Raw genomic sequence first — 25995 nt, 5'->3', positions numbered from 1 at the left:
TTACCCGATTTGGCGATTGGAGTGTCTTTGGCAGTTTATTAATTGCGGTCTATATAGCGAAGTTGATACCGAAGTAGCTGCTCATTAATGTGTAATATTGAACTATCGTGTCCCGTTAGGTTAATAACCTACGGAGAAGTTTAATCCACTTGGGCTCGTACGCTTCGCTAATTGGAATCCCTGTGTAATATCTATGATAAGGGTCCATTTCCCATATCTTTAAAAGCCCCTCGGGAACTTCATACTTAAATATAGGAGAGTTATGGCTCGCCCTAAAATAATATTCACTACATGCAACACAGTACAGAATCTGCGACTCATCGGAGGAATATGAATAAATTCTAAGCTCAGTACTACAGGCTTCGCATCGATGTATACGATTGCGGTTTAGCCAATCAATAAATAACTTCAGATTATCATCTCCCCAAGTAAAACAAGGAATATCCATCGCATGCTTGTATCCCGTCGCGACCCATCGTTTCCCGTTAATTGAACAATCTCTGTGATTTGTTTCCTTCAAGTGTTTTATTTGTAACTATTGATATCCTTTGTGGCAAGATACATTATAACCATATTAATTGACCTACATTATCTTTATTCCATATACCAAAGCCCTCTGAGTATGCCTTTTCAAAAAACATTGGCAATCGTTCCCTCATTCCTTCTGAAAGAGGAAGTTTCTTTAAATCATCTTTATCTATCCAAAACACGCGACCTTCCTCTGTTTTATCTAGCAGTTCTCCGCTGAATATATCTGTTCTATAGTTAAAAACAAAGAATTTTTCACCTGTTTCATCGTTATACCAATAAATAATGCCGCAAGATTCTAAGCTGGAAATCGTTAATCCCGTTTCTTCTCTTACTTCTCGGATAGCAGAATCAATTAGACTTTCCCCATCCTCCACATGACCTCCAGGAAAGGAAATGCCTTTCCAAGATTTAACTCTCTCTTGAACTAAAACTTTATTAGCTTCTTTATCGTAAATCATACACATATTGGTCAACGTAACCTTAGACACTGTCAGACTTCCCCCTTATCAGAAAACTGCCTTTTTCAGATTATTCGTCGGTTTTACTGAATTATCCTGCCCGTTAGTTTAACAAGTTAAGCAGAAAGCCGAAGTTTGTCATTCGTATCGGTCACAGAAAACAGGCATGATTTCACCAATGTATCAGCAAGTCTCTCCTTTAAATCCATGGGTAAATCATCTCCGAACAGTGATATTGCCCTAATTACAGAACATTAGTTCGTATAATCAAATATCATCAACAAAGTTTAACATAGCCAAGACAAAAAAGAACCCCTTCTTTGGTAAACTGGAAGTGGGAACATCCATTTCAAAGGGGGGGGGCTTTTGTACATTCACCATGCGGGAGAATATTTCCCTTCATGTGGTTGGCCGGACGCCGGCGCCCGGACTTCCGCACCATTCACAAATAAAGTCTCGGCAGCCATGGACTAGAAATAAAGTCGTAGACTGCCGCTGATGTATTGAGCTATCGTGATCTGTTAGCAGAATAACGTATCTTCTTATGACCATCAGTTACTGATCATTTAATTTCTCCAAGGATATCTAGATGCGTATAGGAACCGACAATAACCAAATTCAGCCGCATTCTTCATCAACTCAAGATTTAGCCATGCTGCTAACTCATAAAACGGCTTTTCGGCGAACGGCCATTTTGTACGATTACTGTCAAGATACTCATCATCCAACAACGTAGACAATGCTGATTCCCATTCGCTTCGTAACTCATATAATTCCCCTCTCGTTTCTTGGATATTCCCGAGACAAATTACGTCTTCTCGATTCAATGTTCCACTCCCAAATGAATAGTCAAGTACCATTGACCACCAGAACGTAATATGCCATGTTAACCAGGCTATACTGGCGGGACCAATATTGTAATCTTCTGATTCTGGCCAATCTGCACACCAAATTATCCGATATCTTAGAAATATGTAACCCCTGCTCAGCGGGACGCCAGTGATACTCTGCCTCTTCAAGACCAGACAGATGGTATTCCAGCAGTTGCAATGATATCTGGAACTGGAAGTTCAAAGCCTTGCGAGTGATGTCTGCTGATTCTTGATTTCCTGTTCTGCTCACCTTTCTCCTCCTTATCAAATAACATAAGATAAACAAAACAAATTTATATTTGTCTATAAATTATATAGACATTATAAATAGTTGTCTACAAATAAACTGGATTATCAGATCATATGATTCTTATTTAGTCTCAATCATGACTCGGAGTATACTTACACTGCCCGTTAGCGAGCTGAAGCCTTGATACAATGTGCAGATCGGCACCGAAATCAGTTCATCTTAGCCTACAGCGTACACCCAAGACCGACGGATACCCGTGAAGGCTACGCGCTTGCGGTAAAGCGTATGACGGAGCCGGAAAGTGTATTTGGGCAACTGAAGAACCAAGGGGAATTCCGGCGGTTTCTGTTTCGAGGGATGGAGAAAGTCACCCTGGAGGCCGGATGGCATTCGCTTGCTCACAATCTCGGAAAGCAAGCTACTCTCAACCAAAAAAGCAGGGCAGCGATCCTCCAATAACGGGAGAATCGCTGCCCTGCTTACTTTTCCTTGTGATTTTAATAGAGGTTGGCTGTCATATTCTATTCCTGAACGACGGCAGCCGGTTTCTTCACGAAGGCTTCCACTTTCTTCAGCACTTCTTCTTCGTTCGGAGCACTGACGTAACGGCCGTTGATATAGACAAAAGCTCTTTTGCCGCAGGGTCCGCAGTAGGACTTGCAGCCAATCTTGATGTCTGCGTCGGGAGCCATCTTGCGCAGCTTCGGCACGATGCTCTTCATGCTCGTATAATTACATTTATCGCACACTCGTATATCGTTAGCCATGAAACAACCCTTCTTTATGTCCGGAAGTCCGGGGCGAATGCTTAGTGATCGCCATGATTTCCTTTTGACGGATTAGTTATAACAAAACCTTCCTGCGGAAAATACAGATAATCAATCTTCACACCATCCAGCAGCGGCTGACCCGGCTCAAGAATAACGTCGATCTCCTTGTCGGTGGATACAACCACATCATTCTCTTTAGGCGTGTCCAAATCCAGTCCGTAGTGGGCATGATCGCCGTGGGCATGGGTTATGGCGACACGAAGCTTCAGCTCGCTGTTGCCTTCAAGCTCCAATTGTTTCTTTATCACTTTAGCCGCATTGCGGGTAATTTTGACGTTCATCCCAAATCCATCTCCCGACACTATAGTTTAAATACTCAATAATTTATTTTAAAGGAACATCGCGCCTAAAAGCAACCATATTAACGAAATTGGTCCGGGTTGGATCTGTGAAAATTCGCGAAACCTTCATCTTTTCGCCTTCAAATCGGGATATTTCCGCTCCATTCTCGCTACGAACCAGCCCATAAGCAGCATTGTAACCCCAATGTCATCAATCGGCATAAACGGCATCAGGTCCGGCAGTATCCAGTAGAGCAGAACAGGAACGGTAAACAACAGCTTGTCCGGAATGGCCACCTGCGGAGAAATGACGTATTGCCAGGTATTGCGTAAAATATGGGACCATTGCTTGAGCGACAGCAGTTTTCTAAGTTTCATGATGGCCCTCCTTTTATCAAAAAGGGCACAGCCGCGGAATTCGTATAGAGACAACAGCGGCCATACCCTATGCCCTATCTTACGCAAATTTCCTGAAAATGTTTCATTTTTCTGACTCCTTGGAGAGAAGCGAGGCAAGAATATATCCGGCTTCCACAGCCATGTCTTCAAAATCAGCCAGCGGAAGCGGATTCTTGCCGATTCCCAGCTCTACCGTAAAGCCCGGCTGGCGGAACACCTGGATGAACCAATCCTTATAACCCGCATCGCTGCCGGTCAGCTCTACCGCCCGGTAGCCGCTCGCCGCACCCAGAAGGGCAGCCAGTTCCCTGCTGCCCGGCGGCTCAAACCCACGGTAGTTCCAGTAAATTTCTCCCCCCTGGGTGTGCAGGGAAACTGCCGCAGAGCCGGGATACGCTTCAGCCCATGCCGTAAGCGCTGCAGCTTCCGGCTCACTCAGCGGAGCCGGACCGCTGTAATCGCGTGGTGCAGGTCCCGCGACCTTCCGCCGGGCACGCTCTTCCTCCCAATGCGCCGGGAACTGGTCGCCCAAATCAACCCCGCGGATATTGGCTTTCCAGTGGCGAAAGCCGCGGCGCCCTCCATTCCATTGCCGCAGCTGTTCATAATACGGATGGTCCGTTGCCGCCCCCTCCTGCACCAGCTCCACCCCGTCCGGATTGGCCATGGGGACCGCCCAGACCGTCCAGCGGTTATACCATTCTCGGGGATCATGGCCATTCCAGGTGCAGCCTGCGGCATAAGCTGCCGCATATTCCTCTATAAAAGACATCAGACAAGGTGAGGTCAGCCATTCATTGGCATGCAAAGCGGCGTTGATATGCAAATGTCTCAGGCCTGAACCTATACGCAGTACATGCAGCGGCTTACCCAGGACACTTTTACCTATTTCATCCTTGCCGATAAAGGGGTACTTTTCGATCAGTTTGTCGATATCCTCTTGCAGCTCCCTGGGTCCATATTCGCCGCGAAGCCGGACTACGCGCTGCGGCCCGGACGCAGGGATTACCAGCACTTTCCCTGTTGTGCAGCAGTGGCCAGAGGTCACACCTGGATTGAGCTGCTCCAGCGCCTCCACTTGAATGCCGAACAGGGCCGCTATCCGGCCCGCGTCGTCGCCCTCCTGTACCGCGTACCTTTTGCGGGGAGCTGAAGGCAGGAACAGAACCTGGCCCGGATACAGATACGGTTGTCTGCCTGCCCAGGGATTGCTCTGGATGACATGCTCCGGTGTCAGTCCATGTACGGCAGCAATTCGGCTGACGGTATCTCCCCTGCGTGTTATATATTGCTGCATATGACTCATCCTCTCGGCCTTAAGTTGCCGTCGTCCCATTGTTTAACTTCCCTGCAGGTGCACTACAAGAAGAGCGGGACACAGCCCTCTACTCCATTGTATGCAGCCCCCTCTGTCCCACATGAAAGGGGTATCTCAGAATCCGGAAATGGCTGCTTGGGACACCTCACGAGACGGGTAGACATTTGCCTTTGTTACGCCCTCTGGTCTATGAAAAATGCCGGCCACCCCTTCCAACAATGCCTCTCTGACGCGGCCAGTTTAGCCGGCTACGCGTTTCAGTGCATTTAGTACAGCCAAAATGCGCCAGGAGGGGCTCGAAAGGCCATTCTGATATATTTTGTACATCGGAAACATCGAAAACATCGAAATCTAGGCCCGTTCTACCTTTCCTGATGCACAAAATGCAGCGAAACCGAAAAAAAGCCAGGTTTGCCCGTGTTCTGCTGCACAAAGTGCAGTCAAACCAAAGACTTACTTACTTACTTACTTACTTACTTACTTACTTACTTACTTACTTACTTACTTACTTATTCACTAGCTCACTTGCTCACTAGCTCACTTGCTCACTAGCTCACTACCAGGAAATCACCCATCTATCATCCATCCCAGTGCACCAAGGCATGCCGGTATTTCGCACATTCGCTCCATCGCCCGTTCCAGATCGATCCGCTCGTTGCTTTTCATTTCCTAGCTGCCGGCAACCGGGGATTTCACGGATTTCTGCTTCGGGCAGACTACAAACACAGAGCAGCGATTCTCCGGGTAACGGGGAATCGCTGCTCTGCTGTTACGATTGTTAGAATCAAAAAGACTGTCTCATTCGTAGAATAATCCACTCATGGGACAGCCTCGTGGCTTAGCCTTTCTTTCGTTGCCGACAGTTTGTCCCTATTCGCTTCGGAACGGTCTGCACCTATAACGAGGATACCTGCCAGACCACAGGTGTACGTCTGATCTGCTCGCCCAGCCAATCACGCGCGATTCGCTGGAACATCTCGGCATCCCCGCTGCAAAAGAACTGGTGAATCGGGCTCTCATCCCCGCTGGCCAGCTTTCCTTTATCGTACAGAATGGTGCTGATTTCCCGTGCGGTTTCATCCGCCGAGCTGATCAGCTTAACTTCGGGTCCCATCGACCTGCCGATGGGTTCAATCAGAAAAGGATAATGAGTGCAGCCCAGAATCAAAGTATCAATATGGCGGTTCTTAATGTCGGCAAGCTCCATTTCCACCACGCCCGCGCTCTCCTCCGAGCGGAACATCCCCTGCTCAACGAGCGGCACAAGCGATGGACAGGCCAGACTGACCACCTGTACAAACGGAGAGAGCTGCTGCAAAGCCGCCGTGTATGCCCCGCTGCCAATGGTCCCTACTGTACCAATCACACCGACCTGGCCGGTTTTGGTGGCGCTGATTGCAGCCCGGGCACCCGGATGAATCACTCCGATGACGGGGATGGACACCTTCGCCGAGATATAATCAAGCGCAGCCGCCGTTGCCGTATTGCAGGCGATCACGATCATTTTGGGATTGAATTGAATGAGATAATCTACAATTTGTTCGGTGAACAATTTCACTTCCTCGGTCGAACGGGGTCCGTACGGGGCCCTTGCCGTGTCTCCGAAATAAATGATCTTCTCCCGCGGGAGCTGCCTCATCACTTCCTTGACCACCGTCAAGCCTCCCACTCCTGAGTCCAATATTGCTATCGCTTGCTGCACGAACACACCGCTTCCTTCTACTTGTTTTGAGTAGCTTATGTAAGGCCTCCAGAAAATGTACCTGGCTTTCAGCCCCAATTGCAGATATTACTCCATTTCCCGCTTCAGTTCAAGCCACCAAACATTATTAAAGCCGCTTCCCCGCCGGTAAGCGGAGAAAGCGGCCTTGCAGCTAGCGGCATTTCTAAATGGATTCGTCTTTCTTGAGATCATCCTGCGTATTGCCCCCGGAAGTCCGCTCGGCGCTGACGGCCACGGCCGTATCTTCCGCTTCCCGAATGGCATTCACCAGAGCAACCGCAGCTTCCACAGCGGCTATTCCGCTGACTGCGAGCTTATTGTCTTCCGTGCCCGCATCGGTGATCTGTTTGCCCCAGTCCCGGACATCGCATACTACCTGTTCTACCGTGTCTTTAGCTTTGCCGTAGATCTCGACGCTTTTGTCGCTTACCTGGACCGCTGTCTCCTGAATCTTCTCCAGACTGGCCGCAGTCCCCTCGGCGATATCCTTGCGCAACTCCTTACCCGGCTTGGGGGCGAATAACAGCGCAGTTATCGATCCGATCACACTTCCGGCTGCGAGTCCCCACAGTAAGCTTTTGGTATCCTTTTTCATCGTTTCATCTCTCCTTTGAGTTCACGGTTCTCCCGGCCCTACCGGGCTAATGCCTATATCTGCTTTATCATAAGCAGCAGGAGTTTGTCCTGTGACTCAGTTTAAGCCTTTTGGCGAAGTTTTGTCTGTGGGTTTGGGCATGATGGAATATCGGCAGCACCCGCCGCCTTCCGCCATACATTCACTGCGTGTAACCTTGGCATCCAGCAGCTCCTCGAACAGACTTTGCTCGCACTCGCAGGCTTTGCGGTATTGGGACGCTACCTGGCGGATCGGACAGTTGTACTCCCGCAGAACATAGGAGCCGTCCGCTTCGCGCTCCCACTCCGCCATATATCCGCCGGCATTCTGTATGGAGGACAGCTCGGCAACCCGATCCTCCAGACTCGCGCGCTCCATCATCGGGGCATACTGGGCGAGCAGCCGGCGGCGGCGGCCTTCGAACAGGACATTCACAGCCCCGGCTCCGCTTTCGTGATCCAGCTCGCGCAGCAGCTCCAGCGCCAGATTGTGGTAGCTTTTTGGAAAATAATCCTCAGCCTGCTCCGTCAGAGAATAGATATGCAGCGGACGCCCCATCGCCTGCCGCACCACCTTGGTCTTGGCAAGCGATTCCTGTTCCAGCTGCAGCACATGGCGGCGCACGCCCATCTCGGTAATCCCCAGCTCTTCCGCCAGCGCACCGATGGTCAGCGCCCCTTTCCTCTTGAGCAGTGTCATAATCATCTGCCTGGTCGTACCGCTCTCCTGCCCCTTTTTCATCGTAAGCCCCTCCTCTCTTTCCGGCTGTCGCCTTACCTCTCTCTTCTTGGTCCGTCAGCCCGTCACCTTAGGATGTGGGCAGATCCGTTCCCAATTCCTGGTCCAGATAAGTGCGTACCTCAGCGGCAAAATGCTCCAGCACCTCAGGGAGCACCGTTGTCAAAGAATGCAGGCTGCTGCGGTCCCAGACGTAATAATCCTGCACCAGCGGCTTGCGGAGGGCAACCAGCTCGATCATCCTCTCATAGATGCCGGGTCCTGCGAACACTTTTTCCTCGTGAATAATAGAGATGATATCCTCATAACTTCCTGCGTCGCGCATGATGAAGCCATCGATCAGACAGCTCCCTACATCCGTCACCACTTCAATCGCCAAATGCAGGGAACGTTCCTGCACCAGTCCCATTAACGTTCCGCCGTCCCAAGATCCTGCCGCGGCCCGCAGACCCGTTACGATATCGGGAATCTGTCCCAGAATATTCTCTATTTGTTTCCGGTTCACATAATACACAGCCATACCTCCAAGTAAAATGTAGTGAGTAAAGAGAGGCTCTGTCTACTTGCCGCGTTTGCCGCGCCGTTTCAGCCAAAAAAACATCACAATACAGGCAGCGATAAACACAATCATGTAAGTCAACGCTTCCATCGGATATTCAAGCTCACGCATTACGTCCACCGCCCCAGGGATTTAATGGTCTTCACCTTATCTCAGTCCAGCCTACAGCTCATAATCAACAGCAAAGGAAACATCCTTCACTTCGTTAATGTGGGCGATAACTTCCTTATGCGCCGGATGCACCTGATACGCCTGCAAATCTTCCAGGGAAGCTACCACCGTCACAAGTGCAATATCGAAAGAACGCTCGGAGTGAAGGATGTCTGCACCAACCTCGATGGAGAGCAGCTGCGGAATTTTGCCCTCCATATTGCGGAGTACGGCAACCGTTGCCGCCACACTTTCTTCCGACCGGTCTTTCAGTTTAAAAAATACAATATGTTTAATCATTTGGACTCCGCTCCCCTAACTCATATTTGTAAATTGATTATTAAAAATATATCATAGACCCAGACGTTCTGAAAGAAACTTACTCAAAAGCGATTTATTAAGAGAGCAGAAACTCATCATGAAGCCACTTTAGGCTCAGCGAAATACAATAAGTTCCATCCACTCTTTTGATCTGGACTAAAGCATTATCGTAATGTTAAAGTCATATAAGAAAAAAAAGTGGAAATCAAATCAATCGGAGGAAGTATGCCTACTAATCAACCAGACTCTCATAAGATCCAGGCGTGGTCCCTGATCAACCGCAAATATCTTGGACAAGGCGTTCGTGTGAAAAGATTCCGTCGTCCTAAACGCAGCCAAATCCGCAACCGTGTGCTGCTGGCTATTCTGATGGCCAAGGACATCAAGCTCTCCCGGCTGGCCGAGGATCTCTCCGTATCCTCCCGCAGCGTCAGTGCCTGGGTATACGAAGGACGGATTCCTTCCAAGAATAATATGGATAAAACCTGCCGACTGCTGGGTTATCCGCCCAATGTCCTGTTTAATGAAGCACTTCTGCGGCAAAGCCCGATCCTATGCCAGCCTACACCGTCACGTTTTATGAAAAGATCCATGAACAATTCACCGCGTTGCAATGTCATACTCACAGGCCTCTGCATGGTCTATGACCTGTCCGTAACGGATGTCAGCATCTGGATCGGAATTCATCCCGGAACGTTCCGTAAATGGCTGCATTACAGCCATCTGCCGACACTCGCCCTGCAGGAAAAAGCCGAGACTTTTTTCCGTATTCCCCGGCATATCCTGTTTGCTGATTGCGAGACCCCATAATCCAGAAGACCGTCACTGTAGCAATGGGGACGGTCTTTTGATTTTTTTCAGGAAATAGGGCATTGCTACTACATAAGACCACTTGCGCTAAAAACAGCAGCAAAACAGGAGGAGCAATATGGAGCTTAATAATCTGTTATCAGCCGGACCTGCGGCTCTCTGGGAGGTGGCTCCCGGTGTGCTGGGCCTTCGGACCTTGTTTGTGAATGTGGCTTTTGTCTCGCTGCCTGCGTCGTCGGATTGGATTCTGGTGGATACCGGGCTTGGCAAATTCGGCCGCACCATTCTGGATCTTGCCCGGGAACGTTTCGATAAACCGCCCGTGTCCATCGTGCTGACCCATGGGCATTTCGACCATGTCGGTACTGTCAAGGAGCTGGTGGAAGAGTGGAATGTGCCAGTCTACGCCCACCCGCTGGAGCTGCCTTACCTAACGGGCCAAACGGATTATCCGGAAGCCGACCCTTCTGTCCGCGGCGGACTGATGGCTGCAGCTGCTCCGCTTTATCCCCACCGGGCGATCGATCTTGGATCAGCGGTGAGGCCGCTGCCCGAAGATGGAAGCATTCCGGGCGCAGAGGAATGGAAATGGGTCCATTCTCCCGGACACAGTCCGGGCCATATTTCCCTGTTCCGGGCGCGGGATAAAGTGCTTCTGGCAGGCGACGCCTTCCTTACCGTGAAGCAGGAATCGGCGCTGGCTGTCGTGACACAACATCAGAAGATCCACGGCCCTCCGGCTTATTTCACGACCGACTGGGAGGAAGCGGAACAATCCGTCCGTAACCTGGCCTTGCTGGACCCCCGGATCGTGCTCACAGGACATGGCTTGCCGATGGAAGGCCCGGAGATGTCCGCACAACTCGCCGATTTATGCAGGTTCTTCAAAGAAAAGGCCATCCCGCAGCAAGGCAAATTCGTTTAAGATATTTTACGGGCCGCAATGGTTCTCAGTATGTATTGATGGGCATCTCCTAGCGGACTGCGTAGCGTTTCAACATAGGACCCTGTCTCCATAACCTGTGTCCCTGCAAAATGCGCCAGCAGATCCGCTTCGCTGAAAAAGTGGGCATATTTGCCCTCTTTGTATTCATACGTTCCCGGTTCCAGCATTCTCCCGATGCCACAGTTCGCATCCCGGTCGGAGAAGAAGGTGAACACCAGCAGCCCGCCCGGTTTCAGTGCCGCCAGGCACTGGGCGACCAGCTTGTAGCGGTCCTCTTCCAGGAACAGATGCAGCACATCATAGCAATAGACGGCATCCACCTGGAGATCCATGGGCTCCAAGACATTTCCCTCAATAAAATGGGTCCCGGGGTCCCACTCGGCCGCCAGGTCGAGGGCTTCTCTGCTTAATTCAATCCCGTACGTCTGAAACTCTGCGGAGAATACCTTGGTATTCCGGCCGTATCCCGCTCCCGGCACCAGTACGCTGCCCAGCCGGTGCTGCCGGAATAACCTCCTGGCCCAATCGGCCGTAGGGCTGGCCTCGCTGCCCCATATCATTCCTTCCTGTGCAAATCTTCGGCTCCAGTATTCCGCTAGACCCGTCTGCTCCTCCATCTCAATTCCCCCACTCTGTAACCGTATGGATAGATCTCCGTTCAATCCCGTTTGTTGCGCATCGCATTCAGCAGCTTAACGCCTTCAGTTTCACCGGATACGAAACGTCCGTATTCGGGAGACTCTTTGGCAAACAATGCAATTCTCCCATTTTCGTTGTAATGCACACCCCAGCCGAACTTTTTGGGCAGCAGTGAAGCACGCAGACAAGGATGCTTTTTGGCAAACAGCTCATTCCAGATCTCGTCTCTCCGGTTCACCCGCTCGTCCAGCGGGATCTGCTTATGCCGCACATGCACCTCATACAGCAGCTCTTCATGATTGTATTGGTAGGGGTGGGTGCTCAACAGCTCATACGCAATAACATGTGCGGGCGGGAGCGTACGACAGGACATCGGGGGCGTCCCGGTCTCTGCCGGACAATCTTCAGCGACACGAACAAAGGTGTTCGTATAACTCATTTCTATCAACTCCTTCACAGAATGCTAAAGTTTCTACTCTTATGATATCGACATTGAACTGAAATTACTAATTATGATATATTTCTGTAGATTCGGTAGTGGATAAGTAGAATACACGAAATCTGCAGAAGGAGATGGACATTCATGAACGACCAGCGGGTGCTTATCGCCGAGGATGAACGGGAAATTCGGGAATTGCTCAAAAAATATCTGGAACGCGAGCTGTATCTTGTTGATACCGCAGCAGACGGCGAGGAAGCGCTGCGCCTATTTCACAGGAATGCCTACAGCCTAGTTATTCTGGATCTAATGATGCCGAAGGTGGACGGGATCGAAGTCTGCCGCCAGCTCCGCAATCAGTCCAATATTCCGATTCTGATGCTGACAGCCAAAGAGCAGGAGGTCGATAAAATCCTGGGACTGAGCATCGGGGCCGACGATTATATGACCAAGCCGTTCAGCATTCATGAGGTCATTGCCCGGGTAAAGGCGCTTATGAGAAGATATCTGGTTCTGGGCAGCAGCGGAACCCACCCGCAGACTCCGGACCAAATTGTGTTCAAGGGGCTGCGCCTGGATCTGAAAAGCTATTCTGTAGAGGCCTGTGGCAGGGAAATTGCCTTGACCGCCAAGGAGTTTGAGTTGCTTAAATTTATGGCCTCCTCTCCGGAGCAGGTGTTTACCAAAACCCAGCTCTTCCGGGGCGTATGGGACAGCAGTTACATTGAAGACGACAATACGGTTATGGTACATATCCGCAAGCTCCGCAAAAAAATCGAAGCCGATCCCTCCGATCCCCAGTTCATCCAGACGGTTTGGGGCATAGGCTACAAGTTCTCGGGTGAAAAAGAATGAATCCGACCAAACAAATCCTTCTTCTCAGCCTCCAGCTCCTGCTTACTGCCATTCTTGCCCTGTTCTATGCAGAGAGCAACAGCTCACCGCTGCTGTGGTGGTGTCTGCTGGGCTCACTGGCTGGTGTCACGGGCCTGCTGATCCTGTCCGCTCTTCATTCCCGCAGCCAGCTTCAGAAGCTGGCTGCGGAGCTGCGCCGTGCGGTGAACGGCAATATGAAGATGCGGCTGCTCGCCAATGAAGACCACAGCTGGAATGAAGTGTTGTTCACGATCAATGAGCTAATGGAAGTGCTGGAACAAGTCCAGGTGGAAGCAGCCCGGTCCCAGGCCGCACGCAAAACTCTTCTGTCCAGCATCTCCCATGATATCCGTACACCGCTTACCTCAATCATCGGTTATGTCGATGCCATAAAAGACAATATAGCCGGCTCTGATCAGGAAAAACAACACTACCTTGATATCCTTTCCGTAAAGTCCAAAGGACTGAAGGTATTAATTGAAGACCTGTTCACGATGGCCAAGCTGGACGCAGACGAACTGCCGCTGTCTCCCGAAGCTGTGGATCTCGCCGAAATCGCACGCGAGACGCTCATCGGCTTCCTGCCTGAGCTGGACAGTCAAGCCATGAAGCTGCAGCTTCATATTCCCGAGGCGCCTTGCATGATTATGGCAGATCGGGCGAGCCTGGCCAGAATCATCAACAATATCATCAAAAATGCATTGCTGTATGGGCATGAAGGCGGAGTGCTGGGCGTCGGGCTTGAAGATAAACATCAGGACTGGGAGCTGCTGATTTGGGATCGTGGACCCGGCATTTCCCAGCCGGAGCTTATACATATCTTTCAGCGGAGCTACCGCGGCGACCAGGGAAGACAGGCGGGCCACGGCGGCAGCGGGCTTGGCCTGGCGATTGCCAAGGCCCTCGTTCAGAAGAACGGCGGCCGGATCCGCGTAGACAGCATCCCCTGGGAGAAGACAGAATTTGGTCTTTCTTTTCAAAAACACGATGACAGCCGACAATTAAGAAACAGTTAAGAAATAGATAAGCTCAGGTTAAACCCGCTTTCTTATAATGAAGCTTATCCGAAGAACGAAAGCGAGGAACTTTCCATGAGTATGGTCATCAGGACAACCGGGCTGACCAAGAAGTACGGCCATCAGCTGTCGGTCGACCAGGTGAATATGAACGTGTGCCCGGGTGAGATTTACGGCTTTCTCGGGCGCAACGGGGCCGGCAAAACGACGACGATCCGCATGCTGCTGGGACTCATTAAACCTACGCATGGGCAAATTGAGATCTTTGGCGAGAACTTTTTTACACATAAGAAAGAGATTCTGCGCAGAATCGGCTCCATTGTAGAAGTTCCGGGATTCTATGAGAATCTGACAGCCCGTGAGAATCTGCAGATCAATGCCAGAATTATGGGCATTCACAAAAAAAACGCCATGGAGGAAGCCCTTGAAATCGTCAGCCTGCAGCACGAAACTCAAAAGCTGGTGGGCAAGTATTCGCTTGGGATGAAGCAGAGGCTGGGCATTGCCCGGGCGCTCCTGCATTATCCCGAGCTGCTCATTCTGGACGAGCCCACCAACGGACTCGACCCGATCGGCATCAAGGAAATGCGCCGTCTGATTACAATGCTTGCGCAGGAGCGAAAGATCACCATCCTGATTTCCAGCCATATTTTATCCGAAATTGAGCAGCTCGCGGACCGGATGGGCATTATCCACGAGGGCAAGCTGCTGGAGGAAATCTCCCTGGACAGACTCCGGACCCTGAGCCGCAACTACCTGGAATTCCAGGTAACCGAAGAACACAAAGCAGTGATGCTGCTGGAAAAAGAATGCGGCATTGCCGACTATGAAGTCCATGGCGGCGGAAACATCCGGATCTATTCCCACCTGGGCCAGCAGGGACAGATCAATAAAATGCTGGTGCAGCATAGGATCGAGGTTCTCAAAATTGTGATGAGTGAGGACCGGCTGGAAGATTATTTCACGAGACTGGTAGGAGGTGGCACCATTGGTTAATCTGCTGGCTGCCGAGCTGCTGAAACTGAAACGCTCCAAGATGGTGCTGCTCAGTGTTATCGGAGCGGCGTTTGCCCCCTTGATGGTCGTGCTGGCTTTTTATATCAGCAAAAACACCAGACCGGCCGAGGAAGTCGCCGGGTTCGATGTTCTATTCTACAACACCAGCATGTATACGATTCTGCTGATCGGCGTTCCCTTGTACAGTGTCGTTACAGCCTATCTGTTCAACCGCGAGTATGTGGAGGATACCCTGAAGAATCTGCTGACGATTCCTGTCTCCCGCACCCAGCTGCTCCTGAGCAAAATGCTGTTGCTGCTGCTCTGGATTCTGCTGCTGACCGGAGTCGCCTGGGTACTGACTATTGTATTCGGCTGGATCGGTCAATTCGAAGGACTGAGCAGCGCACTTCTCGGCAAAACCCTGGTTCAATATTTCATTGCGGGTTTGTTTATGTTCATATTGTCCACCCCTATTATCCTGATCACGCTGGTAATGAAAAATTATGTCCCTACCATTATTGCCGCACTCGTAATCAACCTGGTCAATGTGCTGGCCTTCAATTCCGAGCATAGAGGGCTGGTGCCCTGGGCCGCCGCTTTCGATATCTCGAACGGTACACTTATGTCTACATACCCGGCATGGGTCTCCTATCTCATCATTGGAAGTACAGCGCTTATTTGCTTCATTACTGCCCTCATCTATTTCAGAAAGGTGGATATCCATTAATGTACGAAATCCTTTGTGCTCTCCTGCTCGGTATAGTAGAAGGCCTGGCCGAATTCCTGCCCATTTCTTCAACAGGGCACCTGATCCTTGTCGGCCACCTGCTTGGCTACGAGGGAGATGCTGCCGATACCTTCAAGATTGTCATTCAGCTGGGAGCGGTGCTGGCCTTGCTCATGCTGTATTGGAAAAGATATATGACCCTGCTGAAGGATCTGCTGGCTTTTAATTTCTCCGCCAAAAAAAAGCTGAATGCCATTCATATGATCATTGCCATGCTTCCTGCCCTGATTGTGTATCTGGCCTGCAAGGATTTCATTAAAGGTACGCTGTTCGGTCCGGGCCCCGTTCTGATCGGCTTAATTGTCGGCGGCGTCCTGCTGATTATTGCTGCCCGTTCCCGCCGTAAGGTGACTGCCGAAGAAACCGATGACATTACCTATAAGCAAGCTTTTGGCATCGGGCTGTTCCAGTGCTTCTCATTATGGCCCGGCTTCTCCAGATCCGGCTCAACCATCTCCGGGGGAATGCTGCTGGGAACCAGCCAGAAAGCGGCTGCCGACTTCACCTTTCTGATCTCCGTTCCGGTGATGTTCGGGGCCACCCTGCTGGATTTGTACGACAGCCGTAATTCTTTAACCTCCGATGACCTCGTCTTGTTTCTGATTGGGTTTGTTGCCGCCTTTGTCGTGGCTATGATTGCAGTCATTACATTTCTGAAGCTGATTAAGCGGCTGGGACTGGAATGGTTCGCGCTTTACCGCTTCGTCCTTGCCGCTCTGTTCTATTTCATTGTCATGATGTAGACAACGAAAGACGATGAAATGGCTGCTTGGGCCAGTCCTTGTTGTTTGGAGTAGGATTGGCGCGTGTACTTGGTGCGGACGCTCCGCGAACGAACAAACCGTTGTTCTGACGTGGAGATAGAAACATAAAAACAGAGCAGCGATTCTCCAGATATCGGGGAATCGCTGCTCTGCTGTGTCTGGACGGTTTCTAAATTCTTTACAGTTCACATTACCAGCTTGCTTTGGTGATGCCCGGTATTTGTCCTCTCAGGGCCAGCTCGCGGAATACGATCCGGGAGACCTTGAATTTGCTCAGATATCCTCTCGGTCGCCCGGTGACCTGGCATCTGTTTTTTTGACGGGTGGCAGAGGAATCACGCGGCAGCTTCTGGAGCGCCATATAATCGCCTTTGGCCTTTAATTCTTTTCTTTGCTCTGCGTATTTCGCGGCCAGTTCCTGCCGCTTCAGCTCTTTTACGACTTTCGACTTTTTGGCCATGATGCCATTCCTCCCTTCTTTCTTTCTTTCTTTACTTTCTTAGATCGTTCCATCCGTGCCTAGGCGTGTGCCTCCGCGAGCTGCTCCTCTGACGGCCATGGCAGCGGATTATTGAAGCTGTCCCAATTGAGTGTCATTTCTTCCGCGGTCAGCAGGCAGCGGTCCAGTCTTGCTTCAATGGCTGCACGGTCCAAGCCTATGCCGATGAAGACAAGCTCCGTTTGGCGGTCGCCCCACTGTTCATCCCATCTGGCCTTAACCTCGGGCTCGCTGTCCAGCACTTCCAGCTGCTGCTGCTTCGGCAGAGTGGCCAGCCAGTAGCCGGCAGGGCCGAACTGAATGGATGGCCCCGCCTGGCTCAAGGTCGCGGCCAGATCGCCTTTGGCTGCGACCCATGCCACACCTTTCGCCCGGACGACCTCTTCCGGCCAGTTGCTGAAGAAGTTGCTCAACCTCTGCGGATGGAACGGTATTCTCTTGCGGTAGACCAAAGAGCTGATGCCATATTCCTCTGTCTCGGGGGTATGCCCATCCTTGCTCAGCTCCGCAATCCAGCCCGAAGACATGCTTGTCTTCTCGAAATCAAACAGCCCCGTATTCAGTATCTCCTTCGGGTCAACCACTCCGTTCACCGTGCGGATGAATTTGGCCGTAGGCTGAAGCTTCCGCAGAACGGCTTCCAGCTTGCCGAGCTCCTGCTCTTCTACGAGATCGCATTTGTTCAGCAGCAGCACATCACAGGTCTCAATCTGGTCGATCAGCAGATCCACAATATCACGGGTGTCATCCTCACCTGCGACCTGTCCGCGTTCCAGCAGACTGTCCCCGGAAGCAAAATCATGCCAGAAGCGGTTCGCATCCACTACCGTGACCAGGGTGTCCAGCCGGGCCAGCGAGGTCAGATCAATATCCAGCTCCGGGTTGTCATAGGTGAAGGTCTGCGCAACCGGAACCGGTTCGCTGATGCCTGAGGACTCGATCAGAATATAATCAAAGCGCCCTTCTGCTGTCAGCTTCTGCACCTCGACAATGAGATCATCGCGAAGAGTGCAGCAGATGCAGCCATTCGACATCTCCACCAGCCGCTCCTCGGTTCTGGACAAGGTATTGCCCGCCTTCACCAGATTTGCATCCACATTGACTTCGCTCATGTCATTTACAATGACGGCTACCTTCAGACCCTCGCGATTGTGCAGGATATGATTTAACAACGTCGTTTTACCGGAACCCAGGTAGCCGCTGAGTACAGTAACGGGAATTTTATTCATTTGAATGACCCCTTGCCTTTTAGATTTAGAATCGGAACCGGCCTGCCCTTAACGGGTTTCGCGGTGTAAAGTTACTCGTTTCAGACGTGGACAATATTTCTTCATTTCCATCCGGCCAGGATGTGTCCGTTTGTTTTTGGTTGTGGTGTAGTTGCGGTCTCCGGTTTCAGTACAGGCCAGGGTGATGATGACTCTCATAGTTTCCAGCTCCTTTTATTCGTAATTATTACGATTTACACATTCTACCCTTTTTATTGCCGGGGTGTCAACTGCCTTCGCCATTTTTTTTGCCGCCGCTAAGTTTCAGGTTCTTTCCTGCGGGACAGCTACGTATAGATGGATATATGAAACTATGAGTCTTGCATTTTAAGTCATTGTCTTTTACAAAGAATACGGCGGGAGTGTTGAATATGAGAATACCGGTTATCATCCTGAGCGGATTTTTGGGAAGCGGGAAGACGACCTTGCTGTTGTCTATCCTGAAGGAAAGCACGGAAAGAGGACTCCATCCCGGGGTGGTGATGAATGAGCTGGGCAAACGGGATGTGGACGGATATATCCTGCAAGAGCATACAGGAGCACGTGTGGAGAAACTGCTGGACGGATGCGTATGCTGCAGCCGAAAAGAAGAGCTGGCAGGCGCTCTGGTCCAGCTGCTTAAGCGCAGTCCGGACGCCATTTACATCGAGCTTACCGGCGTGGCTAATCCGGAGGAAATCATCAGAACGCTGGAGGCGGCCCCTTTGCGGGAACAAGTGATGCTGCACAGTGCAATTACAGTGCTCGATGCAGAGAATGCGCTCGAATATAACAGCCGCTTCTCGGCCGACAAGCAGCTTGTCCGTACCCTGCACAAACAGCTTACCGCCGCCCATCTTATCGTTGTCAACAAAAGCGATCTCGTTGAACCCGATACGTTATGGAGAATTGAGAAAATAGTCCGCAAGCACAATAACGAAGCCGAACTCGTCTTCACACATTATAGTGAAATCAACCTAACCCCCTTGCTGGCAGGAATCCTCCCGCGGAACCGTTCTGCCGCTTCCCCGCAGAGAGCCTACCAAACCTTCAAGAGTGGTGCATTACGCAAAACATCTCACGAAGAGGGGGCGGTAGCGGTAAAAGAGCCGCAGGAGGAACCGGCCGCTTCCTATTCCCAGGTTACCGCCATAACGCTTACCTTTCCGCCAGGCAAGGGATGGAGTTTGACAAAAGAACAGCTTGAGCAATTTTTTGCAGAATGGGACGGCAGCCTGCTGCGGGCCAAGGGACATGTGCGGCTGCCTCAAGAGGATGCGGTCCAGCTGGTGCAATATGCCGGACTCCGGACTCTCTGGGAAGACTCACGTTATCCGGGCCAGCCTTATGTCGTTTTTATCGGTATGAATTTGAATGAGGCGTTGCTCACTGAGCGATGGTCTGCTCTTTTTACTTGACGTGGCCGGCTTAACCCCATTCAGAATCCTGCCGCTGCTCCTGCCTGCCGCCTTTTTAGTAGTCGCCCTGGTGTTCTGGCTGCCTGAATTGACCGCTCTTCTGGACAACACCTATCTGGGGAGCTTCAAAGCTTCTTTTATCGGCATTTTACTGGAGGCTATGCCGTTTGTCCTTCTGGGGGCACTGCTTTCTTCGCTGCTCAGCGTATTTATACCGGATGCGCTCATCTCGCGCTGGATTCCGCGGCGGCCGGTTCCGGCCCTGCTTTTTGCCTGTCTGCTCGGCATCCTCTTCCCTGTCTGTGAATGCGGTATGATTCCACTGGTCCGCCGCCTGATCCACAAGGGGATGCCTGTATATGTGGCCATTGTATTTATTCTCTCCGGCCCGATAGTGAATCCCGTGGTGTACGGGGCCACCCTGACCGCCTTCCGAACCCATCCTGAGCTGGTGTATGCACGGATGGGCCTGGCTTTTATCGTAGCCTGCCTAATTGGTCTGATCATCTATGTCACCGTTAGAAAATCGCCTCTCCGCCTGTCCATCAAGTCCTTGAACGAAGAGACACACCGGCAGGATACACGCGGAGGAAAGCTGACGGCCGTGTTTGTGCATACCGCGGATGAATTTTTTGAAATGGGAAAATATCTGATTATCGGCTGTCTTTTGACATCGGCCATTCAGACTTTTATGGTGCGGGAAAGTCTCGCCGCCGCTTTCGACCGGCCGCTGGGCGCCTATGTATTTATGATGGGACTGGCTTTTGTGCTGTCGCTGTGCTCCACTTCCGATGCATTCGTAGCCGCAACCTTTCTGCATACCTTCCCTGCAGGTTCCCTGCTCGCCTTTATGGTGCTGGGTCCCATGCTTGATTTCAAAAATTCGTTGATGCTGCTTTCGTTGTTCAAGACCAAATTTGCCCTTTATTTGTTCTTTCTGATTTTGGCATGCGTGTTTGTCGGTTCGGTCCTGATGTCGGTATGGTTATGACCGGGAGAAATTTCAAGCAGAGGAGGTACAAGCATGTCTGAAGCCCGGGTGATCCGGCTGCACTATCTGTTAAGAGCCGCCCTTCTGCTTGCCTTTGCCCTGTATATCGCACATCTGGCACAGCAGGACACCCTTCATTACTATATTGCGCCGAAGCTGGCGCGTTGGGTCAGGCTTTGTCCGGTGCCGCTTGCGCTGATGGCGCTCGCTCTTGCCGTCCAGGCCTTTTACGGCAAGGGCAGCGCCCTATGTGACTGCGAGCACCGCCTTCCCCGTTCTTTTGTAAAAAGTACAGCGCTGTATAGTTTATTTCTCTTTCCGCTGCTGCTCGGTTTCCTGCTCCCAGACCAAGCCTTGGGAAGCCTGGCCGCTGACAAAAAAGGAATCATTTTGTCCAATCTGGGCGATGGTCACCCGGAAGCTTCTGCCTTTGATACCTCTGACCCGTATCAGCAGGAATTCGCCGAACTCGCCAGGCAGCTCTATGCCCAGCCTGTAATCCCAGTATATCCGGCTATTTTCTCCGAGACCTTCGGAGCCATAGACAGATACAAACAGCAGTTCGAGGGTAAGGATATCGCTGTAACCGGCTTTCTTTACAGGGACGGTACCCACACGGACCCCGCATCCTTTGCTGTCAGCAGATTTCTGGTGCAGTGCTGCACGGCTGATGCGACCCCTTTTGGCATGCTGGTAGAAGCTGATACGACAATAAGCCTGCCGAACGATACCTGGGTAGAGGTTCGTGGCAAGCTTCAAATCGCTGACTATCAAGGGCAGGAAGTGATACGGATCAAGGCGGTCTCCGTAACACCGGTATCTGCGCCGTCCACACCTTACATTTATACCAGTCCCGATTCAATCGCTGCCTGGCACCAGCTGCTGGCCGCACAGGAAGCGGCGAAGATGGCTAAATAATGGCATCCAGCTCGTCATCCCCGCCGCTGCTGCCGGGATTGAACACTTCCACCATAAGCCGGGCGGGAATACAGATAATCTGCTGCCTTGGTTTGGAGATAAAGCCCATTTCCAGTGCGATTCTGAGCGGTGCATCGGAATAGGTCATCTGGATGCCATAATCAAATACCTTAAGGGTGTTATGTCCGAACCCGGTCTTGATATCAATGACTTGTTCTTCCCGGGTCAGCGTCACTGTCTTGTACTCTTGGCCATTAATGGTTATCCGTGCCTTCAGATCCCCCTGCTGATAATGTTCATTGTGGTTATTGAACCATTTGAGGCCAACTATGGAACCAGCCACCAGCAGCACCAGCAGGACGATAATATAGTCCCCGCGTTTTATGGTTTGCAATAAGATTACCTTCCTGTTCAATACATGATAGAGTTCTGAATCTAAACGTAATAATTACGATCTATTTAAATATAGGTTAGCTGGTCCACTTGTGTCAATCCCTGCATTTCCTGAACATAATCACCCTGGCGGGTGAATAACAACTCGGAGCTTACGAGGCCCGGATTGTTGTACAATAGACAAGATTATCGTCATTTGTCTTGCATAGAACTCACATTGTTGTACAACGTGCACAACTCTCGCCCATATAGGTGGTTAGGACATGTATTGTTGACGGTGCGATTTTGCGTGGGTCCCTCTGCGGACACGATGAGGTCCCTTCATGATCTATCCGCGGCTGATGCGGACAGGAAATCCCTTATTGGAGAGGATTCGTCTATTCAGCAGGACAAACGGACAGAGATTCCGCTAATGGTCCCATCTCCCCTCATTCTAGGCTCAAACGAACGATATAACGGCTTCTGAGTCCGAATTCGCCAGGAAAGCAGACTTTTTCGCAAAATAGGGTCTTCTCTGTCCGCTTCACTCCGCTGATGGAGCCCCATCCTCCTGCACCGCCTATTTCATCTCAAGCTTCCAAGATATCCACATTTTTTGGCCTTGCATAATTCCTAAACGACAAAAAAAGGCTGTGCCAAAACGGATCTCACCGCTTCGGCACAGACTAGCCCCCTTATTTTTATCGGCGGATACGGGCAACCGCTTCGCGCAGCACCCGGTCCAATTCCTTGGTGGGAATCGGCTTGGAAATGAAGTCCTGCATCCCGGCCTTGAGGCACATTTCCTTGTCCACATCCCTGGCAAAAGCAGTCACGGCCACAATCGCCGGTGAAAGCCCCAGCTGTTCACGGATTTGGCCCGTGGCTTCAATCCCGTCCAGAATTGGCATTTGAATGTCCATAAAGACCAGATCATATTCTTTGGCGAGCACGGCCTCCACCGCCTCCTCCCCATTATGGGCTTCGTCGGCCGAGTAGCCCCTTTTCTTCAGATAAGCCTGGAGCAGCTGCCGGTTCACCGGATGATCTTCGGCAATCAGGATGGACAGCGGACCATATTTCCCACCGTCTACATCCGGGTCAGCAGAATCGGAAACAGGCTCTTCACTGGCAGCCGCCTGCTCATAAGCCTGTACCAGCTCCTGTTCTATGCTCAGCTCCTCACCGGGCAAGGTCACCTGGACCGTGAAGTAGAACTCCGCTCCTGCTCCCTCCTCGCTGTTCACACCAATCGCGCCTCCCAGCAGCTCCACCAGCTTTTTGCTGATGGCCAGCCCCAGTCCGGTTCCGCCGTATTTCCGGTTGATGGAGGGATGGAGCTGGGAGAAGGATTGGAAGAGCAAGCTCTGGCTGGTCAGCGGGATGCCAATCCCTGTATCTTTGACTGTAAATTTAACAGTCAGCGTGCCTGCCACAGGCGAGGACACTTGATCTACTGTGATGCCTATCTCGCCTTCCTCCGTGAACTTCACCGCATTTCCGATCAGATTCACCAGAATCTGGCGCAATCTGGCCTCATCGGTTACCATTACCTGCGGAAGCGCGGGGTCAATTACACTGTTCAGCACAAGTCCCTTATCTTTCACTTTGGGATAAAACACTTCAATGACGCTCTCCATCATATGACGGAGATCCACGATCTGCAGCTCCAGCGTCATCATCCCTGCTTCGATTTTGCTGAAATCCAGCACCTCGTTCAGGATATGCAGCAGCGCTTCTCCGCTTTTGTTAATAATATGAGTGTAGTAATGCTGTTCCTCATTCAGTTCGGTGCCTGAGAGCAAATCGGCCATTCCGATGATGCCGTTCATCGGTGTACGCAGCTCATGGCTCATAATCGCCAGGAATTCCGATTTGGCCCGGTCCGCCTCTTCGGCGGATTCCTTGGCATGCATGATGGCCTTCTCCTCGGTAATGTCACGGAACACTACTACCGCACCTTTGCGTTCGCCATTGTCAAAAAGCGGCGTCATGCGGTATTTCACCAAAAAGCTTGAGCCATCCTGTCTCCAGAATACCCCTTCCTTTTCTTCATAGGACAGGTTCTCGGACAGCGACTGGATCAGCGTTCTGCCGGTTCCTGCTTGCTGCTCCCCGTCTAGCCAGGTCTGCTGGATCGTTAACAGCTTGCTTCCCGCAGACCATTCTCCCGGTTCCCGCGGATCGTAGCCCAGCATTACCGCAGCTGCAGGATTAATAAACATGGTTGCACCTTCCAGATCCATGCCAAAAATCCCCTCCGACACCGAGTTCAGAATGAGCGCATGCTCATAGCTGAGCTTTTCAATCTGGTTCAGATGACGTTTGCGTTCGGTAATATCGCTGGTAATGCCAAATACACCCACAACTTCGTTGTTCATCATGATCGGGACATAGATAACACTTACCTCTACCAGATGCCCTTCCCGGTGAATCAACCGGCTCTCAAAGGTCTGGGCCAGCCCGCTCGCAGCACTTCTGAAGCGTTCATTGACATGATCCAGCTCCTCCAGATCAATAATCTCGTCGTAGCCTGACAGCAGCAGGCTCTCGCGGGAATATCCGGTCAAATGCTCTAGACTGGTATTAACGGAAAGAGTCCGTCCCTGCAAATCCATGGCGCTGATGGCTGAAGGATTGTATTCAAACATCGATTTGTAGCGGTTCTCGCTCTCCTGCAGCTTCATTTCGTACTGCTTGCGTTCAGCAATGTCGCGGGTCACGCAAACCAGCTCCTGAATCTCGCCATCTGCGTTATAAATATACCTTAGCTTCGTTTCTACCCAGATATACGACCCGTCTTTACGGAGAAAACGGAATACCACCGGCTCAAGCTTCTCGCCTTGCCTGTTCCGCTGCAAATAGGTCCTTACCCTGCCTGCATCCTCGGGATGAACATAATCCAATCCCCGGGTTCCGGCCAACTCCTCGGGGGTGTAGCCAAACATAGATACACAAATAGGAGAAGCATATAAATAGGTTGCATGTTCGTCGGAAGCATTGCGGGAGATAAAATCCAGCGAATTCTCCGAAATCAGGCGATAGTTCCGCTCACTCTCACGGAGCTGCTCCTCCATCCGGTGCTGCTTCGTCACATCCTGGACTACACCGCTGATCTGAAGGATTCTGCCCGATTCATCGGTGATGACTTCCCAGTGGGCATCTATATATTTCATGGTGCCGTCCGTTGTCCAGATGCGGAAAACAGCATCGCCGGCTGTCCCCTTGTCCAGCGTATCTCGCAAAGCATCCAGAACACGCTGGCAATCTTCCGGCTCGATCCGGGCAATGATAAGTTCATGATCATAGATCATATGATTGCTGGAATCCTCGGTAAAACCAAAGATAGAACGCATTTCCTTGGAAGCCGTCAGGCGTTTGTTCGCCACCTCCCATTCCCAGGAGCCCATCTGGACCAGGCTTTGCGCTTTGGCCAGCATATCCTCGTATTTCTTCCGGTCTGTCACATCACGGGCAAGGGTCAGCACCTTCTCCACTTCACCGTCACTGCCCCGCAAGATCTGAAAGGAGCTTTCTATCCATAAAAAATGTCCATCTTTATGCCTTACCCTGCGGGTGAAGACATCGGTATCCGAATAAAGCGTACCTTCCCTGAGCATGGCTGCGGCGTCCTCAACATGATAATAATCGGGACGCTTATGGCCGATCATCTCCTCGGCCGGATACCCAAGCAGCTTCTCGACCGACGGAGATACATAATGCAGAGTGCCATCCGGATCGCCAAATGAGATCATATCGGGAGTATTCTTGGTAATTAAATCGTACAAATATTTATTGTCAATGACCTTCTGCTCCGCCAGCTTCCGGTCCGTTATATCCGTCATTTCTGCAATTAAATACAGGGGTTCGCGGGTATCCTCGCGAAAAATAAGAAAGACATGCACAGCGATCCACAGCACATGTCCATCCTTGTGCAGAAACCGCTTCTCTTTATCGACCGAGGCTCCCGGCCGTTTAAGTAAATAGTTCATAATGATTTGATGGTCAGCCGTATGCTTGTCTTCGGGGTGGGCCACATCCAGATAACGTTTCTGCATAAGCTCCGCTTCCGTATAACCGAACATCTCGCAAAGTGCCGGATTGGCCTGGGCCATAGCCCCGTCCGTCGTTGAGACTACCGCAAACCCGATGGATGACCGCAGATACAGCTGTTCAAAAATAAAGTCAGACACTGGTGGAGCCTCCCCTGGAAAAAATGGAACATAAT

General features: G+C 51.1%; 29 protein-coding genes and 1 pseudogene. 11 read left to right on the top strand and 19 right to left on the bottom strand.

Annotated elements, in window-relative coordinates; genetic code table 11:
• Positions 1-563: 563 nt before the first annotated feature.
• The 3 genes from IEY53_RS31725 to IEY53_RS35505 form a co-directional block, all read right to left on the bottom strand.
• Positions 564-1019 (bottom strand): 8-oxo-dGTP diphosphatase, encoded by a 456-nt coding sequence (locus IEY53_RS31725; protein ID WP_189031952.1) that lies wholly within the window; start codon positions 1017-1019, stop codon positions 564-566.
• A gap of 536 nt (positions 1020-1555) precedes the next feature.
• Positions 1556-1849 carry a DinB family protein gene (locus tag IEY53_RS35510; protein WP_229696453.1) on the bottom strand — a complete coding sequence of 98 codons (294 nt, stop codon included), beginning with the start codon at positions 1847-1849 and terminating at the stop codon, positions 1556-1558.
• Entirely contained in the window at positions 1839-2111 is a 273-nt protein-coding gene (locus IEY53_RS35505; RefSeq protein ID WP_229696452.1) for a hypothetical protein, read from the bottom strand. Before IEY53_RS35505 ends, IEY53_RS35510 begins: the two co-directional genes overlap by 11 nt.
• 252 nt (positions 2112-2363) lie before the next feature.
• Here IEY53_RS35505 and IEY53_RS35805 point away from each other — a divergent pair.
• Positions 2364-2570: pseudogene (locus tag IEY53_RS35805) on the top strand (transposase); the annotation flags it as partial.
• Between the two features lie 62 nt (positions 2571-2632).
• Here IEY53_RS35805 and IEY53_RS31710 read toward each other — a convergent pair.
• The 9 genes from IEY53_RS31710 to IEY53_RS31670 all read right to left on the bottom strand — a co-directional run bounded on the left by IEY53_RS31710 (position 2633) and on the right by IEY53_RS31670 (position 9025).
• Entirely contained in the window at positions 2633-2878 is a 246-nt protein-coding gene (locus tag IEY53_RS31710; RefSeq protein WP_189031950.1) for a YuzB family protein, read from the bottom strand.
• Between the two features lie 41 nt (positions 2879-2919).
• Positions 2920-3222, bottom strand: coding sequence for a HesB/IscA family protein (locus IEY53_RS31705; protein ID WP_189031948.1), 303 nt, complete (start codon positions 3220-3222; stop codon positions 2920-2922).
• Positions 3223-3348: 126 nt separating this feature from the next.
• Positions 3349-3600 (bottom strand): hypothetical protein, encoded by a 252-nt coding sequence (locus tag IEY53_RS31700; RefSeq protein WP_189031946.1) that lies wholly within the window; start codon positions 3598-3600, stop codon positions 3349-3351.
• Between the two features lie 103 nt (positions 3601-3703).
• Complete coding sequence (locus IEY53_RS31695) at positions 3704-4918, bottom strand: M14 family metallopeptidase (protein WP_189031944.1); 1215 nt, start codon at positions 4916-4918, stop codon at positions 3704-3706.
• Positions 4919-5834: 916 nt separating this feature from the next.
• On the bottom strand, positions 5835-6641 hold the full coding sequence (racE, locus tag IEY53_RS31690; protein WP_308424272.1) for a glutamate racemase: 807 nt from the start codon (positions 6639-6641) through the stop codon (positions 5835-5837).
• Between the two features lie 184 nt (positions 6642-6825).
• Positions 6826-7257, bottom strand: a complete 432-nt coding sequence (locus IEY53_RS31685; RefSeq protein ID WP_189031940.1) for a YtxH domain-containing protein — start codon at positions 7255-7257, stop codon at positions 6826-6828.
• Positions 7258-7353: 96 nt separating this feature from the next.
• Positions 7354-8019, bottom strand: a complete 666-nt coding sequence (locus IEY53_RS31680) for a helix-turn-helix transcriptional regulator (protein WP_229696450.1) — start codon at positions 8017-8019, stop codon at positions 7354-7356.
• 67 nt (positions 8020-8086) lie between these two features.
• Positions 8087-8530 carry a DUF86 domain-containing protein gene (locus tag IEY53_RS31675; protein ID WP_189031938.1) on the bottom strand — a complete coding sequence of 148 codons (444 nt, stop codon included), beginning with the start codon at positions 8528-8530 and terminating at the stop codon, positions 8087-8089.
• A 207-nt stretch (positions 8531-8737) separates the two neighbouring features.
• Positions 8738-9025, bottom strand: a complete 288-nt coding sequence (locus IEY53_RS31670) for a Dabb family protein (RefSeq protein ID WP_189031936.1) — start codon at positions 9023-9025, stop codon at positions 8738-8740.
• A gap of 246 nt (positions 9026-9271) precedes the next feature.
• Between IEY53_RS31670 and IEY53_RS31665 the strand changes: the two genes are divergently transcribed.
• Positions 9272-9856, top strand: coding sequence for a helix-turn-helix domain-containing protein (locus IEY53_RS31665; protein WP_189031934.1), 585 nt, complete (start codon positions 9272-9274; stop codon positions 9854-9856).
• Between the two features lie 118 nt (positions 9857-9974).
• Positions 9975-10781: an MBL fold metallo-hydrolase gene (locus tag IEY53_RS31660; RefSeq protein ID WP_189031932.1), complete on the top strand. Its 807-nt coding sequence runs from the start codon at positions 9975-9977 to the stop codon at positions 10779-10781.
• Here IEY53_RS31660 and IEY53_RS31655 read toward each other — a convergent pair.
• Entirely contained in the window at positions 10778-11419 is a 642-nt protein-coding gene (locus tag IEY53_RS31655) for a class I SAM-dependent methyltransferase (protein ID WP_189031930.1), read from the bottom strand. The two genes, IEY53_RS31660 and IEY53_RS31655, sit on opposite strands and share 4 nt — an antisense overlap.
• Positions 11420-11460: 41 nt before the next feature.
• Positions 11461-11880 (bottom strand): DUF6157 family protein, encoded by a 420-nt coding sequence (locus IEY53_RS31650; RefSeq protein WP_189031928.1) that lies wholly within the window; start codon positions 11878-11880, stop codon positions 11461-11463.
• 144 nt (positions 11881-12024) lie between these two features.
• On the opposite strand from IEY53_RS31650, the gene IEY53_RS31645 reads away from it, so the two are divergent.
• The 5 genes from IEY53_RS31645 to IEY53_RS31625 all read left to right on the top strand — a co-directional run bounded on the left by IEY53_RS31645 (position 12025) and on the right by IEY53_RS31625 (position 16301).
• A complete protein-coding gene (locus tag IEY53_RS31645; protein WP_189031926.1) occupies positions 12025-12735 on the top strand; it encodes a response regulator transcription factor in 711 nt (236 codons plus the stop codon).
• Positions 12732-13772 carry a sensor histidine kinase gene (locus tag IEY53_RS31640; protein WP_189031924.1) on the top strand — a complete coding sequence of 347 codons (1041 nt, stop codon included), beginning with the start codon at positions 12732-12734 and terminating at the stop codon, positions 13770-13772. The genes IEY53_RS31645 and IEY53_RS31640 overlap by 4 nt, the downstream gene beginning before the upstream one ends.
• 75 nt (positions 13773-13847) lie before the next feature.
• Entirely contained in the window at positions 13848-14768 is a 921-nt protein-coding gene (locus IEY53_RS31635) for an ABC transporter ATP-binding protein (protein WP_189031922.1), read from the top strand.
• A complete protein-coding gene (locus tag IEY53_RS31630) occupies positions 14761-15498 on the top strand; it encodes an ABC transporter permease (RefSeq protein ID WP_189031920.1) in 738 nt (245 codons plus the stop codon). The genes IEY53_RS31635 and IEY53_RS31630 overlap by 8 nt, the downstream gene beginning before the upstream one ends.
• Positions 15498-16301, top strand: coding sequence for an undecaprenyl-diphosphate phosphatase (locus IEY53_RS31625; RefSeq protein WP_189031918.1), 804 nt, complete (start codon positions 15498-15500; stop codon positions 16299-16301). Before IEY53_RS31630 ends, IEY53_RS31625 begins: the two co-directional genes overlap by 1 nt.
• Positions 16302-16512: 211 nt before the next feature.
• On the opposite strand, the gene rpsN is transcribed toward IEY53_RS31625, so the two are convergent.
• The 3 genes from rpsN to rpmG are packed head-to-tail and all read right to left on the bottom strand — an operon-like array spanning position 16513 to position 18248.
• Positions 16513-16782 (bottom strand): 30S ribosomal protein S14, encoded by a 270-nt coding sequence (gene rpsN, locus IEY53_RS31620; RefSeq protein ID WP_189031916.1) that lies wholly within the window; start codon positions 16780-16782, stop codon positions 16513-16515.
• 59 nt (positions 16783-16841) lie between these two features.
• Positions 16842-18050 (bottom strand): GTP-binding protein, encoded by a 1209-nt coding sequence (locus IEY53_RS31615; RefSeq protein ID WP_189031914.1) that lies wholly within the window; start codon positions 18048-18050, stop codon positions 16842-16844.
• Between the two features lie 48 nt (positions 18051-18098).
• Positions 18099-18248 carry a 50S ribosomal protein L33 gene (rpmG, locus tag IEY53_RS31610; RefSeq protein WP_189031912.1) on the bottom strand — a complete coding sequence of 50 codons (150 nt, stop codon included), beginning with the start codon at positions 18246-18248 and terminating at the stop codon, positions 18099-18101.
• A gap of 212 nt (positions 18249-18460) precedes the next feature.
• Here rpmG and IEY53_RS31605 point away from each other — a divergent pair, with 212 nt between their 5' ends.
• From IEY53_RS31605 to IEY53_RS31595, 3 genes are read left to right on the top strand one after another with little or no spacing between them, the layout of a single operon-like run.
• A complete protein-coding gene (locus tag IEY53_RS31605; RefSeq protein WP_189031911.1) occupies positions 18461-19486 on the top strand; it encodes a CobW family GTP-binding protein in 1026 nt (341 codons plus the stop codon).
• Complete coding sequence (locus IEY53_RS31600; RefSeq protein ID WP_189031909.1) at positions 19443-20477, top strand: permease; 1035 nt, start codon at positions 19443-19445, stop codon at positions 20475-20477. Before IEY53_RS31605 ends, IEY53_RS31600 begins: the two co-directional genes overlap by 44 nt.
• A 33-nt stretch (positions 20478-20510) precedes the next feature.
• On the top strand, positions 20511-21395 hold the full coding sequence (locus IEY53_RS31595) for a TIGR03943 family putative permease subunit (protein WP_189031908.1): 885 nt from the start codon (positions 20511-20513) through the stop codon (positions 21393-21395).
• Here the strand turns inward: IEY53_RS31595 and IEY53_RS31590 are convergent.
• Together IEY53_RS31590 and IEY53_RS31585 are read right to left on the bottom strand one after the other, a co-directional pair.
• A complete protein-coding gene (locus IEY53_RS31590) occupies positions 21388-21789 on the bottom strand; it encodes a NusG domain II-containing protein (RefSeq protein WP_189031907.1) in 402 nt (133 codons plus the stop codon). The genes IEY53_RS31595 and IEY53_RS31590 overlap by 8 nt on opposite strands.
• Positions 21790-22468: 679 nt before the next feature.
• Entirely contained in the window at positions 22469-25960 is a 3492-nt protein-coding gene (locus IEY53_RS31585) for a PAS domain S-box protein (protein ID WP_189031906.1), read from the bottom strand.
• Positions 25961-25995: the final 35 nt, after the last annotated feature.

The organism is Paenibacillus albidus, assembly GCF_014644435.1.
In the GTDB taxonomy this organism is placed as follows: domain Bacteria; phylum Bacillota; class Bacilli; order Paenibacillales; family Paenibacillaceae; genus Paenibacillus_AQ; species Paenibacillus_AQ albidus.
The sequence above is the reverse complement of the archived record's forward strand: the minus strand, read 5'-3'. Positions and strand labels throughout refer to the sequence as shown.